This is a genomic window from Ancylobacter mangrovi, assembly GCF_024752335.1.
In the GTDB taxonomy this organism is placed as follows: Bacteria; Pseudomonadota; Alphaproteobacteria; order Rhizobiales; family Xanthobacteraceae; genus Ancylobacter; species Ancylobacter mangrovi.
This window is the reverse complement of sequence record NZ_JANTHY010000002.1, coordinates 1-13,647: the sequence shown is the minus strand read 5'-3', so window position 1 is coordinate 13,647 and position 13,647 is coordinate 1. Positions and strand designations below refer to the sequence as shown.

The window sequence follows — 13,647 nt, the reverse complement described above, 5'->3', positions numbered from 1 at the left end:
TCGATGAATATGCCCGTATTAAAGAAGATCAATCCCAATCCGTTCACGACCCGCCCGGAGATCGAGGGTACCTTTGGCGTCGTGGCGTCCACCCATTGGATCGCGACCGCGGTGGGCATGTCCATTCTGGAGAAGGGTGGGAACGCCTTCGACGCCGGATGCGCCATCGCCTTTACCCTGCAGGTGGTCGAGCCGCACCTGAACGGACCGGGTGGTGACGTGCCGATCATGATCTATGACGCGCGCCGCGAGCGCGCCGAGGTCATCTGTGGGCAGGGGCCTGCCCCCGCCGGCCTGACGATCGCACATCTGCGCGGCCTCGGTCTCGACCTCGTACCCGGCGCGGGCATGCTCGCTCCCTGTATTCCCGGCACCTTCGACGCCTGGATGATCATGCTGCTGAACTGGGGAACGATGCGGCTCGCCGACGTGCTGGCACCGGCCATTTCCTATGCGCGCAACGGCCATCCACTGGTGGAGCGGGCCAGCGCCACCATTGCCACGGTGGCGGATCTGTTCCGCGATCACTGGCACAGTTCCGCGGCGGTCTACCTCCCCGGCGGCGACGTGCCGCGCCCGGGCTCTATCTTCACCAACACCGCCATGGCCGCCACTTATGAGCGGATCGTGCGCGAGGCGGAGGCGGCGAGCTGGCAGCGTGATACCCAGATCGAGGCGGCGCGGCGCGTCTGGTCGCAGGGGTTCGTAGCCGAAGCCGTCGACCGGTTTTGCCGCTCCGAAGAGGTCATGGATGTGACCGGGCAGCGCAACAGAGCGGTGCTGACAGGCGCCGACATGGCCGGCTGGCAGGCGACGGTCGAGGAGCCAATCGGCTTCGACTATGGCAACTACCGGGTGCTGAAGCCGGGACCGTGGACACAGGGGCTCGTCGCCTTGCAGCAACTCGCCCTGCTGAAGGACATTCCGCTCGACGCCTTCGATCCAACGGGGCCGGACTTCATTCACCTGGTGGTCGAGGCCTCTAAGCTCGCCTTTGCCGACCGCGAGACCTTCTACGGCGATCCAAACTTCACCGATGTGCCGATCGAGGTTCTGCTATCGCCCGCCTACAATGACGCGCGACGTGCGCTGATCGGCGAGACTGCTTCGCTGGAGTTGCGCCCTGGAAGCATCTCAGGCTTCGGCGGCAAGATCGACGCGCGCGTCTCCGGGGACAGGCGCGTGTCCGTGGGAAGCCTCGGTACTGGCGAGCCGACCGTTGGTCAGATCGGTGACCCCGACGGCGACACCGTGCATTTCGACGTCGTCGACCGGCATGGCAACATGGTGGCCGCCACAGCCTCCGGCGGCTGGCTGCAGAGCTCGCCTGTGATTCCGGAGCTCGGCTTCCCGCTCGGCACCCGCGCGCAGATGTTCTGGCTCGACGAGAGCCACCCCGCCGCGCTGGTGCCCGGTAAACGGCCGCGATCGACGCTCTCGCCCACTCTCGCTCTGCGCGATGGCCGGCCTTATCTTGCCTGGGGCAGCCCGGGTGGCGATCAGCAGGATCAGTGGACCGTGCAGTTCTTCCTGCGCCACGCGGCAGCGGGGATGAACCTTCAGGAGAGCATCGACGCGCCCGCTTGGCACAGTGAACACTTCCCGTCATCCTTCTGGCCACGCATGTCCCGCCCTGGCGCGTTGATCGTGGAAGGACGTCTGCCAACCTCTACTGTCGAGGAGCTCAAGCGCCGCGGCCACGCGGTCGAGGTCGGTGAGGACTGGTCGGAGGGACGTCTGGTTGCTGCTTCCATCGATGGCCAGAGACGGCGTGCCGCGGCCAATCCGCGTGGCATGCAGGGTTACGCGGCGGGTCGGTAGGCGGAGGAGGAATCGATATGGAGACGCTGGAAGGCGCGTCCGGATTGGATGCCTCTGATCTTGCCGATCTCTTACGGGCACTCATCGCCGATATGGGCGATGTCCCTGATCAGCCGCTGCCGACGGAACGCGACCTGGCGAGTCGGTTTGGCGTGGGGCGGCGTGCCGTTCGCAGCGCGCTTGCCGAGCTCGAATTCGAGGGCCGGGTCTGGCGCCGGCAGGGCAAGGGCACGTTCACCGCGCCCGCCCGCCTCTCCGCCACCCCGTCGCTGGACCGACTGGTCAGCCGGACCAACTTTTTTGAGGTGATCGAGGTCCGCTACAAGCTGGAGCCGATCCTTGTCCAGCTCGCGGCCGAGCGCGCCAGCGGCGATCAGATCGCCATGCTTAGGCGCATTGCCGAGCGTAACGCGACACGCACTCTCGACCTTCCCGCCGCAACCATCGAGAGTTGGGACAGCGCCTTCCATCGCCATATCGCGGAAGCGGCCGGGAACCGGCTCTTCATCGATCTCTATGACGTCATCGACAAGATCCGCCTTGATCCATCCTGGCAGATCTATCGGTCCAAGGCGCGGACGCTGAGGGGGCTGGCGCTTTCGGCAAGGCAACACCTCGAGATTGTCGATGCCATCGCTGGCCGGGATCCTCAGCGTGGGGCGGCCATCATGCGCGAGCACATATCGTCCATCCAGAACGTGCTGGCGCAGGCCGTCAGCGAAGAATAGTGGCGCGGCCACGTACGGGACGCTCGCCGTAGCCAATCGATAAGCGGCAAGGGACGACAAGAAGGCAGGACATGCTAGTTCTACGCATCCTGATGAACCGGACGCTGACCGCCATACCGACATTGGTCCTCGTCTCCATAATCGTCTTCTCGCTGCAGCAATTGCTGCCGGGCGATCCCGTGTTGACGCTGGCAGGCGAAGAGCGGGACCCGGTGGTACTCGACATGCTGCGGGAAAAGTACCACCTGAACGATCCGGTGATCGTCCAGTACGGCTACTGGATCGGCGATGTGGTTCAAGGTGATCTCGGCATCTCGCTGCGGACCGACGCGCCGGTCACAGCGCTCATCATCCAGAAGCTTCCGGTCACGCTCGAGCTTTCTGCTATGTCAATGTTGATTGCGCTGGTGGTGGGCGTCCCGCTGGGCATTCTCGCAGCGGTCCGGCGCGGCACGATCTGGGAGGGGCTGGCGAATATTCTCGCCCTGTCCGGCATCTCCATTCCCAACTTTTGGCTCGGCATCCTCCTCATCTTCGTAGTTGCCGTGCATTGGCGGCTCCTCCCGGCCTCTGGCTATGTGCCGTTCGCGCAGGACCCCGTCCAGGCATTCAAGACGCTCATCATGCCGTCGCTCGTACTTGCTTCGCCAACGGCCGCGTATCTCATGCGCCATACGCGTTCGGCGATGCTGGAGGCGCTGAACGCGGACTATGTGCGTACCGCCCACGCGAAGGGGGTGCCGTCGGCCGTCGTTATCTGGAAGCATGCCCTGCGCAATGCGCTTGCGCCCATCGTGACGCTGGTGGCGCTTCTCTTTGGCGAGCACATCGCCGGTGCCGTCCTGACCGAGCAGGTGTTCAGCATTCCCGGCTTCGGCAAGCTCATGGTCGATGCCGTGTTCACCCGCGACTATGCCGTGGTCCAGGGCGTCGTGCTGTGCGTCGCGGTCGGCTTCATCCTGTTCAACATGCTGGCCGACATTCTCTACCTTGTGGTCAATCCGCGGCTGAGGAAATGAGTACGCTTCCCAACTCCGCTCTCTCCGCGCCGGCGGAGCCGTCGCAACCTTCGACCCGAGAGGTGGAAGGCGCGCTTCCCCGGAGTCAAGCGCTGCGCATCTGGCACAAGTTCCGCGGCAATCCGCTCGCGTTGGCCGGCGGGATCCTTGTCGCCTTTTTCATAAGCGTGGCCGTTCTCGCACCAGTCCTCGCGCCATTCGATCCCCTGAAAACCGATTTCATGGCGGTACGCCAGCCGCCGTCGCTCACCTGGTGGTTCGGCACGGACGAACTTGGCCGGGACATCTTCAGCCGGATGCTGTTCGGCGCGCGGGCTTCGCTCGCTGCCGGTGTCCTGTCGGTGGTCATCGGTCTGTTGATCGGCGTGCCGCTCGGTCTGGTCGCCGGCTATTTCGGCCGTTGGGTTGATACGGCGATCTCGCGCGTTATCGACGCTCTCCTGTCCATTCCGTTCCTCGTACTGGCCATCGCAATGGCAGCGTGCCTCGGGCCGAGCTTGGTCAACGCAATGATCGCCATTGGCGTATCGGCGGCCCCACGTTTCGCGCGTGTTGCGCGAGGGCAGGCGATGTCGGTCGCGGCCGAGGAATATGTGCAGAGCGCTCGGGCGCTGGGGGCGTCGGACCTGCGGATCATCGTGCGGCACATTTTGCCCAACGTGGCTGCTCCCCTGATCGTACAAGCAACCATCACGGTCGCTACCGCGATCATTGCTGAAGCGAGCCTGTCCTTTCTGGGTCTTGGCCTGCAACCACCCGCCGCCTCCTGGGGCTCCATGCTGAGCACCGGGAAAGGCTTCATGATGCAGGCGCCGTGGATGTCGATCTTTCCGGGCGCTGCCATCTTCCTCGTGGTGCTGGGCTTCAACCTGCTTGGAGACGGCGCCCGCGACGCTTTCGATCCACGCCAGCAGCAGTGACGACGGTTCAGATGGACGCGAACAATATTGCAGAAGTCAAAGGCCTCACGGTGCACTTCAATGGTGCCGATCGGCTGGTGACGGCAGTCGACGACCTTTCCTTTGCCGTGGAAAGGGGACGTACGCTAGCGATCGTTGGCGAATCCGGCTCTGGCAAGTCGGTCACGTCGCTCGCGCTCATGCGCCTGGTAGAGTTCGGCGGCGGGCAGATCACTGGCGGGAGCATGATGCTGAGACGCCGGGATGGCGCCATTCTCGATCTGACCAGAGCAGACGACAAAACGCTGCGGCGCGTTCGCGGCGCCGACGTCGCTATGATCTTCCAGGAGGCCATGACTTCGCTCAACCCCAGCTTCCCCGCCGGGGCACAAATCGCCGAGGCCCTGCGCTACCATCAGGATCTCGACGCTTCCGCCGCGCGGGCCGAGGCCCTTCGGATGCTCGAGCGCGTGCGCATTCCCGAAGCCCGCGGCGTGCTCGACCGCTACCCCCATCAGCTTTCGGGCGGCATGCGCCAGAGGGTCATGATCGCGATGGCTTTGTCCTGCCGGCCACATCTGTTGATCGCCGACGAACCCACCACAGCGCTCGACGTGACCGTGCAGGCACAGATCCTGCAATTGATCCGAAATCTCCAAGACGAGATGAAGATGGGTGTGATCTTCATCACGCACGACATGGGTGTGGTCGCGGAGGTCGCGGACGAGGTGTTGGTCATGCGTGCCGGCAGGAAGGTCGAGCAGGGTCCGGTCGGTCGGGTCTTCTCGGCGCCCGGCCAGGCCTATACGCGCCAGTTGCTCGCCGCGGTGCCGCGGCTCGGTGCGATGGAGGGCAAGGAAGCCCCGGAACCCTTCCCGCTTCCGGACGCACGGTCGTCGGACCTCTCCTCCACCCCTCCCGAGGCGTCTCGCGAGCCGCAGGCCATCGCTCTCCTGACGCCGCCGACGCCCATCCTGAATGTCCGCGATCTCACTACCCGGTTCGTCACTCGGCGCACGCTGTTCGGCCGTGCGCTGAAGCAGGTACATGCGGTAGAAAAGGTCAGCTTCGAACTTTATCCGGGAGAAACGTTGGCGCTGGTTGGTGAGTCCGGGTCCGGCAAGACCACGACCGGGCGCACGCTGCTGCGGCTCGTCGAAAACCAGAGCGGCAGCATCGAGTTTGACGGCCAGAACATTGGACTGCTGAGCCGACACGAGATGCAGCGCATACGGCGCGACATCCAGATCGTGTTCCAGGATCCCTTTGCATCGCTCAATCCACGCATGACGGTCGGTGCTTCAGTGATGGAACCGCTGCTCATCCACGGTGTGGCACATGGCGCGGAGGCACGCCGGCGCGTGCGGGAGCTGATGGAGCGCTGCGGACTGTCTCCGGCTATGGCGGGGCGCTATCCGCACGAGTTCTCCGGCGGACAGCGTCAGCGCATCTGCATCGCGCGGGCGCTGGCGCTCAATCCCCGGGTGCTGATCGCGGACGAATCCGTTTCCGCGCTGGACGTTTCAATCCAGGCGCAGATCGTCAATCTGCTATTGGAACTGCAGCGTGAATCCGGCATCGCGATGCTGTTCATCTCTCACGACATGGCGGTCGTCGAGCGGGTAAGCCATCGTGTGGCCGTGATGTATCTGGGGCAGATCGTCGAAATTGGCTCCCGCCGGCAGATCTTCGAGAACCCGCAGCACCCTTACACAAGGAAGCTCTTGCAGGCTGTGCCTGTCGCCGATCCGGCACAGGCACGCCGCGCCCACCGGCTGGATACCGAGAACATTCCCAGCCCGGTCCGAGCCATCGATGACGAACCAGTTGTTCGGCCGCTTGCCTCTGTGGCTCCAGGCCATCTCGTTGCGCGCCACAGCGTCGGGGCTTTTTGACGCAAAATCGAAGGCGAGACCTACCAATTTACCTCGCCTCTCAGTCAGCCCATCGCCACTCGGCCTTGCCGAGCCTGCAAAAAAGGGCGCTGCCCCGTGCACAGGCCGTTTCATCATGACTCGGATCCAATTCGTAGCCTTCTAGGGCGCAGCCGGGAAGGCAGGACGAAGACGCGGTCTTCCAGGGAAGGCATGGGCGGACCCGCACGAGCAGGATGTGACGCACAAGGGCGCTCTTCGCAGGAGGCAGAGCAACTCCGAGCGATTGAGTTCCGCCGCCGATGGCGGGGGATAGGGAAGGTCCGGCCGATCAGCTCGTCTGGGGCGAGGCCTCATATCAAACCTATATTCCTGAGCTCGAGAGATGCGCCCCGTATGCCGCTTTTGGGCGTTTTTCGATCGACTAGAGAAATGATTGGTGGCTAAGACCATCAGCAGGTTTGGAAGCCCAGGTCGTTCAAAAGCTATCGACGCAAGACTGATGTCGTAACAATTCACTTTGCCGATTCACGTGCGGGTTCCGAACCGTGCCGCCCCATCGGCATCGTGCAAAATCCGTTGACGCTGCACCGCAACAAATGCATTGATATTTGTGGCAATGGATTTCTGCCGGGCCTTTTGGGGCCGAACCGCCGTCGTGGCTGATGATTCCTACCTGTAGCCGTCAGGCAACGAGGAGGAATCGTGCGCGCAACATTCGCTAATCTGTTTGAGACACTGAACATCGTCGCGGTCTTGCGCACGCGGCGGGATCATGCGCTGTCGGTGTTGCGCTGGGCGCTGATCCTCGTGCCGATGTCGGTAGCGGTGGGGAGCTTGTGCGCCGCCTTTCTGTGGTGTCTTGATGTCGCAACGCGCACGCGTTTTGCCTATTCATGGCTGCTCTTCCTGCTGCCGCTGGGTGGCTTCGTGATCGGGCTGCTCTATCACTGGATGGGCAAGAGCGTTGAGGGTGGCAACAATCTGATTGTGGAGCAGATCCATGAGCCCGGCGGTGGCGTTCCGCTGCGCATGGCGCCGCTCATCTTCATAGGCACGGTTGCCACGCATCTGTTTGGTGGGTCAGCGGGACGTGAAGGCACCGCTGTGCAGCTCGGCGGCAGCTTGGCTAGCGCGTTCGCCAGGTTAGCCAGGCTCGATGCGTCGGGCGTGCGAGTGCTGCTTATGGCCGGCATCGCCGCCGGGTTCGGCTCGGTGTTCGGGACGCCGCTAGCTGGCGCAGTCTTCGCGCTCGAGGTGCTGGCAATCGGCCGGGTGGAATATGCTGCGCTGGTACCCTGCCTCGTCGCGGCCGTTGTAGGCGACTGGACCTGTCATCTCTGGGGCATCCATCACAGCCTCTATCACATCCACTATATCGGTACGGCCGGAGAAGCGTGGTCGATCGAGCCGCTGCTACTCGGCAAGGCAGCGATAGCAGGTGTGGCCTTCGGCCTCGCCGGGTTGGCTTTTGCTGAGGCTAATCACGGTCTAGGTAGCCTGTTCAAGCGCTCGATCCCTTATGGTCCACTTCGACCCGTGATCGGTGGACTACTCGTGATTGCACTGGTCTATCTGCTGGGCACTCGTGATTATTTGGGCCTTGGCGTCTGGTCGCCCGATCCGTCCGTGCCAACCATTTCCAGCTTCTTCGGCTCGACAGTCGACGACTGGAGCTGGCTACTCAAGTTCCTCTTTACCGTCGTCACCCTGAGCTCCGGGTTCAAGGGCGGCGAGGTGACACCATTGTTTTTCATCGGCGCCGCGCTCGGCAATGCGTTGGGCGGCGCGCTTGGCGCGCCGTTGGACCTGTTCGCCGGATTGGGGTTCGTCGCCGTCTTTGCCGGCGCCACCAATACACCGCTGGCCTGCACGATAATGGGCGTGGAACTATTTGGCGCAACACACATCGTGCCGATCGCCGTCGCTTGCTTCATCGCCTATCTCTGCTCGGGCCATAGCGGCATCTATCTCTCGCAGCGCATCGCCGTTCCCAAGACCAACGATGGCCTGCTGCCTCCTGATGCAACCCTGCGCGATGCCCGCGCAGCGCGTCCGCAACGCTCGATCGCAGACCTTTTCGGGATCGATCGCCTCCACGTCAGCGAAAGCGAAACCATGGCTCAACATCAAATCAATGCCAGCGAGATCGGCATGATCCGCATCTATATGAAGCCCGGCGACAAGGCCACCAAGGGCAGCATCAAGACACTCTGGTCTTCTAGGCCGCTCTACCGCGCGCTCGTTGCTCAAGCAAAGAGCGAGGGCATCATGAATGCGGTGGCGCACCACACGCATTACGGTTTTTCGAACCACGGGTCGGTGATGGAAGCGGGTGTGGAGATCAGTAATCCGCATATGACGATGTGCGTCGAGCTGATTGATCATCGCGAGACGCTTGAGCGCTTCTGTGCCGCACATGGAGACCTGCTGGCGAACAAGGTGATCGTTTACAAGCACCTGGAGCACTGGAATATCGGCCCGAAAGGCATTTCCCATGAAGATGCCTCGCCCGTCGAACTAGCAACTGAGGCCGGTTGAGCATGTTCCGGATGCGATCATGCTGACTTATGGATGGATTGCGGCCGGAGGCCTGATCGGCACGCTTGCGCGATACTGGCTCAACCTCCAGTTTACTGCCCGCTTCGGTGAGGCTTTGCCGTGGGAGACTATCTTCATCAATATTACGGGCTCGTTCGTGATCGGGCTGATCGCTGCCAGCACAGAGGTTAGCAGCCGGTTCGCGCTATCGCCCGACGCTCGCGCGTTCCTGCTGGTCGGGGTCTGCGGCGGCTACACTACCTTCTCTTCGTTCAGCCTTCAGACGCTCGTACTCATTCAAAATGGTGAGATTGGTCGCGCCATGTTCAACATCTTGCTCTCTGTGAGTGCGGGCATGATCGCCGTCTGGGCCGGTGTTTCGACACCAGCTCTCCTATCCCGCCTGACTGCGGTTTAGATCATGAAGATCACGGCTCTCCTCACCGCTGCCGCCACAGTTCATCTCTGCCTCGATGCCGCGGTAACGGCCGCGCGGGCGGCCGAGGGCGCGGCGGTTGATGCGCTCTACATCATGGTTGATCCGAACAAGCTGGTCGCGCCGAGCGAGGAGATCCAGTTCCAGCGGCTACGGGAAGTTCGCGAAGGTGCGGTCGAGGAACGCGCCGAAGCGGTCCATGCGGCGTTTCTCGCGTGGAGCGACGCAGAGCACGATACGACGCCGGTCGTGCAGTGGCGCTCTGTCACGGGTGCGGAAGAAACCAGCGTCCTGCGCGAAACCGCAGATACCAATCTGCTCGTGGTTGTTCACAACCACAATTTGGATGCGTACGACGCGCTCCATGCTGCCTTGTGGCACACAGGCAAGCCCGTGCTGCTGGTCCCGGCCGCATGGGAGCCCAAGTCGGCGACCTTCTCTCATGTCGTGGTGGCGCTAAGCGATCATGAGATCGCTGCCGACGCCATTGCCAGCGCGATGCCATGGCTCCGCGCGGCCGATCATGTCACGGCTCTCAGAGTCGGTCATCCCAATGACCGCGCGATGCAACTGTGCAGCCGGCTTCAGGACGCTGGCATCGACGCCGACCGACGCATCGTGGAACCCGACTCCGACAATATAGGCACGCAAATTGTCGAGGAGGCGCATGAGCTCGGAGCCGACCTCTTGGTGGCAGGAGCCTATCATCACGGCTCACTGGTCGAATGGCTGATGGGCGGCACCACCCGGCATATGTTGGCTGCGGCTAAGCTGCCATTATGGCTAGAGCATAAAGCTCTATAGCCGAAAAGGGGATAATAGCTCTTCGCATTTGGCGTAGATTTAGTTGGGTCTACAAATATCGCGTAGCTCAAATCGATGCTCTTTGGTTGTATGAGAAAATCGCGTCGCCAATTCGGCGCCAGAGGCCGGAAATTACCCCGGGGCGCGCGGCTATGTGCTGTCCCCTGGAACGTGGTCCTCACTGAAGTGGGCGCTCGAAGCCTTGGAGGATGGCGTCATGGCGCAGAAGAAGCGCAAGCCTGAAGAGATTGTCGAGAAGCGTCGGCAGGTCGACGTTTTGGTGTCTTAGGAACGGCCTGAAGCCGAAGCTCGGAATGGGAGAGGTTGGCAGTGGCCTGCCCCGCTTGAGTGGTCCAGGTTGACTCTAATGCATTGTGGGCCTGTTGGTCGCATTTGATGTTGGCGGCACGGTGACGGCCGGTGCCGGGGGCTTGTAGCCGAGTGCGGAGTGCGGTCGCTCGGTGTTGTAGTGCTGGCGCCAGCCCTCGATGACGATCCTCGCCTCGGCCAGGCTGTAGAAGATCTCGCCGTCGAGCAGTTCATCCCGGAGCTTGGAGTTGAAGCTCTCGCAATAGCCGTTCTCCCACGGCGAGGCTGGCTCGATGAAGACCGTCCTGGCCCCGACGGCCGTGATCCAGTCCCGCACCGCCTTGGCGATGAACTCCGGGCCATTGTCGGAACGGATATGGCTGGGCACGCCCCGCAGCACGAACAGGTCCGTCAGCACGTCGATGACCGCGGTCGAGTTGAGCTTGCGGTCAATGCGGATGGCCAGGCACTCCCGCGTGAACTCGTCGATCACGTTCAGCATGCGAAACTTCCGCCCGTTGTGGGTGCGATCCTCGACGAAGTCATAGGACCACACGCGCAGAAGCGCGTACTTTCGATAATCGTTTATGTCGCCGACATATTGATGCTTCACGCAGCGCCGCCCCGAATCCAGACGAGGCGAGCATGTTAGAGTACTCCAATTTGGGGTACCCTAAATTAGGGTTCTATTGGAGCGCTGGTCTCAGAACTGGCGCTCCTTTGGCTTCCCTCTATCGCGAGCACTATCAGGCGATCATCGCCCGGCTCATTCGAGCGCGGAAGGATGCCGGCGTCTCGCAGACGGAACTCGCCGAGCGCCTTGGCCAGCGCCAGACCTTCGTATCCAAATACGAGCTGGACGAGCGCCGCCTCGACGTGGCGGAGTTCATCGAGATCAGTCGAGCCATCGGTGCGGACCTGTTCGAGCTGCTGCGGAATTGAATTCCCGCGCACCCCAGCGAACTCCCGAAACACCGCGATTTCAGCCTGGGTGCCCGCGACGGACTTGTAACCCTGCGGTGACCGCGGGCCTCGAACGCCTAATTGTGACTTGAGATTTCAACCGCTCGGAATTCCCGCAAATCCTGTAAGAACGCCAGTTTGCGAGGGATGGGAAACTGGAGCGGGCGATGCGCCCTAGTGGAAAATGCGTGGAGCGGGTGACGCGCTCTGATACTTGAGTATTTTCAGCTATTTCTGGGAGATGTCAACGCATTTCGCGCGACGTTATCCGGCATGTTGGCCAAGTTGTTGGACGTCCTCGTCGTATCAAACATGCGGCCTCTTCTGTTCAGTCTTACTCACGTGCCCGCTGCGCTGCCGGCATCAGAAACGCGCTGAGATCGGTGAGTACGATGGCAAGGTCGATTGGTTCCGCTTCGATGCCGCGCAGGAATGACTGCCATTGGTTCTTTTTGGCGGGGTCGGCCGCGAAAGCGGGCGTCAAAGCATCAGGCACATCTGTCGGTACTTCGGTGTTTCGTCGCGCGAAGGTTGCGCGGATTGCCTGTGCCATGGTTTCAATATCGAACGTGTATGCCTTTGACAGCTGCCAGAGATCGTAGAAATCCTTCATGCGGCTGTTGGCGCGGCCCAGCATGACCATGGCCTGGAATTTTTCCGCGATGACGGTCTCCGGCCGATAGGCGCGCAGAACAGGGGCCGGGAGATCGAGAAGAACGGGAAGCGTCAGTTCCTGCAAGCCGGGTTCGATCGCGTCGCCGAAGCCGATATCGGTAACCAGGCGGATGCGCGCACCCGCGATCTCGGCATCCGCCTTCAGGCGAAGGCCGCCATATTCCAGTTCCTCGCGGATCTGGTCCACGCGGAACGACGTGATGTCGATGACGAGACCGTCATCCAGCTGCGTCGCGGCAACTTCGCGGAACAGCGCAAGCATGGCGTCCGGATCGGGGTCGCCAAAGCCGAGGAAGTCAACATCCTGGGTCGGGCGGAACGGGTTCTCGAACCATGCAGTCACCAGCATGGCGCCTTTCAGCGCAAAGCGCTCCCGGTGGGGCGATAGGCTCAGCCGGTACAAAAGCCGCTCAAGCGCATAGCGTGTCAACAGAAGCTGAAGCGACTGGCCGCGCTCGCGGGCCAGATTGGTTAAGCGAGCCCGCACCGATGCCGCGATGTTTTTCTTCGCCTCAGGCATTGGCGGTCATGGCCTCCAGATAAGGCTCGACCGTTTTCCAGATGCCGGCCTCGGTGGCATAGCGGGCGATTTCGGCCGGTTTGGCTTTGCGCGTGCGTAGCGCCTCGCGCATGCCTTCAAGCGCGACAGAAAGGCCGGGACTGTGCCGATAGCGTGCGCCAGTGCCTTGTGCGTAGCGGAACAGATCGACGATGGTTTTGGCAGGCGAGAATATCTGCACCGGCACCTGGTGGATCAGGTGGCGCTCCACCCCGGGCCGAAGCTGCTCGTCGCTGAAATGGACAAACTGGAACCGGTTGCTTGCAAGCTTCGGCTGTCGATCCTTCCGGCCGATGGCAACGAAGACGCGTGATGGAATCTGATCGGTGAGGTCGTGGAACGCGAGGGCAGAGGTTAGGCAGATGACCGATCGAGGCGCGATTTTGGCTATCTCCGCAAAGGCCCGGTTGGCATCGAACCCGGTATCGGGCAGTTCGTAAAGGCCGCGCGCAACTTGCACAATCGCTCCCGCCTCTTTCAGGCGCGACAGCGTTGTGGCCGCAATGCCCGCATTGCTGAATTCCGAGGTGCGGATCATGCCGCGCTGTTGAAGCAGCGCGAGCGCACGCTCAGCTTGTGTAGAGGGCTTCTTCTGCATGGCACCACTATGTTATAAAATGCAGGCAATTTCAACAATATTGCATGCGATTCATAACATGGCGCTTCCCGCCTAGGGAACTCATCGGCGGAAAGCATGCCGGGTTGGTGGCATCGAGGGGCATCAAGCGGCAGAATAGGTAACCCGCGGGCGTCACGGCAACTCCGGCTTGTGGAATAAGCGCCCGAAACCGGTTCTTTTAGGCCGCCACACCCCAAAAACGGGCAGCTAATTCCCGCTCTTCGGGGCCGGTGAGGGCCAGATAGGATGGCGGTGGTGGAGAGGCGGATATGACCGATTCCGTTGAAAAACTCGGCCTGTGAGGCGCGCCGGCACGAAGGCGGGTTTCGCCGGTGGACGCCTTCTCCGGTCATGCCGGGCTGATCTGCGGTCCGCCCGGGAGGAGCTTGGCGAGCTTCCT

At 62.2% G+C, this 13,647-nt stretch carries 11 protein-coding genes, 1 pseudogene and 1 riboswitch; of the genes and pseudogenes, 9 read left to right on the top strand and 3 right to left on the bottom strand.

What is annotated here, in order from left to right; genetic code table 11:
* Nucleotides 1-9: 9 nt before the first annotated feature.
* The 8 genes from NVS83_RS05905 (at nt 10) to NVS83_RS05870 (ending at nt 10,122) form a co-directional block, all read left to right on the top strand.
* Nucleotides 10-1,821, top strand: coding sequence for a gamma-glutamyltransferase family protein (locus NVS83_RS05905; RefSeq protein WP_374115032.1), 1,812 nt, complete (start codon nt 10-12; stop codon nt 1,819-1,821).
* Between the two features lie 17 nt (nt 1,822-1,838).
* Nucleotides 1,839-2,549: a FadR/GntR family transcriptional regulator gene (locus tag NVS83_RS05900; protein ID WP_258738501.1), complete on the top strand. Its 711-nt coding sequence runs from the start codon at nt 1,839-1,841 to the stop codon at nt 2,547-2,549.
* A 71-nt stretch (nt 2,550-2,620) separates the two neighbouring features.
* Complete coding sequence (locus NVS83_RS05895) at nt 2,621-3,568, top strand: ABC transporter permease (protein ID WP_258738500.1); 948 nt, start codon at nt 2,621-2,623, stop codon at nt 3,566-3,568.
* On the top strand, nt 3,565-4,488 hold the full coding sequence (locus NVS83_RS05890) for an ABC transporter permease (RefSeq protein ID WP_258738498.1): 924 nt from the start codon (nt 3,565-3,567) through the stop codon (nt 4,486-4,488). Before NVS83_RS05895 ends, NVS83_RS05890 begins: the two co-directional genes overlap by 4 nt.
* Before the next feature lie 11 nt (nt 4,489-4,499).
* Complete coding sequence (locus tag NVS83_RS05885; protein WP_258738497.1) at nt 4,500-6,362, top strand: dipeptide ABC transporter ATP-binding protein; 1,863 nt, start codon at nt 4,500-4,502, stop codon at nt 6,360-6,362.
* A 585-nt stretch (nt 6,363-6,947) separates the two neighbouring features.
* A riboswitch (Fluoride riboswitch) is annotated at nt 6,948-7,023 on the top strand.
* Between the two features lie 23 nt (nt 7,024-7,046).
* The gene (locus NVS83_RS05880; protein WP_258738496.1) at nt 7,047-8,882 is read left to right on the top strand and encodes a DUF190 domain-containing protein; all 1,836 of its coding nucleotides are present in this window, start codon (nt 7,047-7,049) and stop codon (nt 8,880-8,882) included.
* Nucleotides 8,883-8,901: 19 nt separating this feature from the next.
* Entirely contained in the window at nt 8,902-9,300 is a 399-nt protein-coding gene (gene crcB, locus NVS83_RS05875; protein ID WP_258738495.1) for a fluoride efflux transporter CrcB, read from the top strand.
* Between the two features lie 3 nt (nt 9,301-9,303).
* Nucleotides 9,304-10,122 carry a universal stress protein gene (locus NVS83_RS05870; protein WP_258738494.1) on the top strand — a complete coding sequence of 273 codons (819 nt, stop codon included), beginning with the start codon at nt 9,304-9,306 and terminating at the stop codon, nt 10,120-10,122.
* Between the two features lie 364 nt (nt 10,123-10,486).
* On the opposite strand, the pseudogene NVS83_RS05865 reads toward NVS83_RS05870, so the two are convergent.
* Nucleotides 10,487-10,987 (bottom strand): annotated as a pseudogene (locus NVS83_RS05865) (IS3 family transposase); the annotation flags it as partial.
* Nucleotides 10,988-11,151: 164 nt separating this feature from the next.
* On the opposite strand from NVS83_RS05865, the gene NVS83_RS05860 reads away from it, so the two are divergent.
* On the top strand, nt 11,152-11,373 hold the full coding sequence (locus NVS83_RS05860; protein WP_258738493.1) for a helix-turn-helix domain-containing protein: 222 nt from the start codon (nt 11,152-11,154) through the stop codon (nt 11,371-11,373).
* Between the two features lie 355 nt (nt 11,374-11,728).
* Here NVS83_RS05860 and NVS83_RS05855 read toward each other — a convergent pair whose 3' ends face one another.
* Entirely contained in the window at nt 11,729-12,589 is an 861-nt protein-coding gene (locus tag NVS83_RS05855) for a nucleotidyl transferase AbiEii/AbiGii toxin family protein (protein ID WP_258738492.1), read from the bottom strand.
* Nucleotides 12,582-13,226: a type IV toxin-antitoxin system AbiEi family antitoxin domain-containing protein gene (locus NVS83_RS05850; RefSeq protein ID WP_258738491.1), complete on the bottom strand. Its 645-nt coding sequence runs from the start codon at nt 13,224-13,226 to the stop codon at nt 12,582-12,584. Before NVS83_RS05850 ends, NVS83_RS05855 begins: the two co-directional genes overlap by 8 nt.
* Between the last annotated feature and the right edge of the window lie 421 nt (nt 13,227-13,647).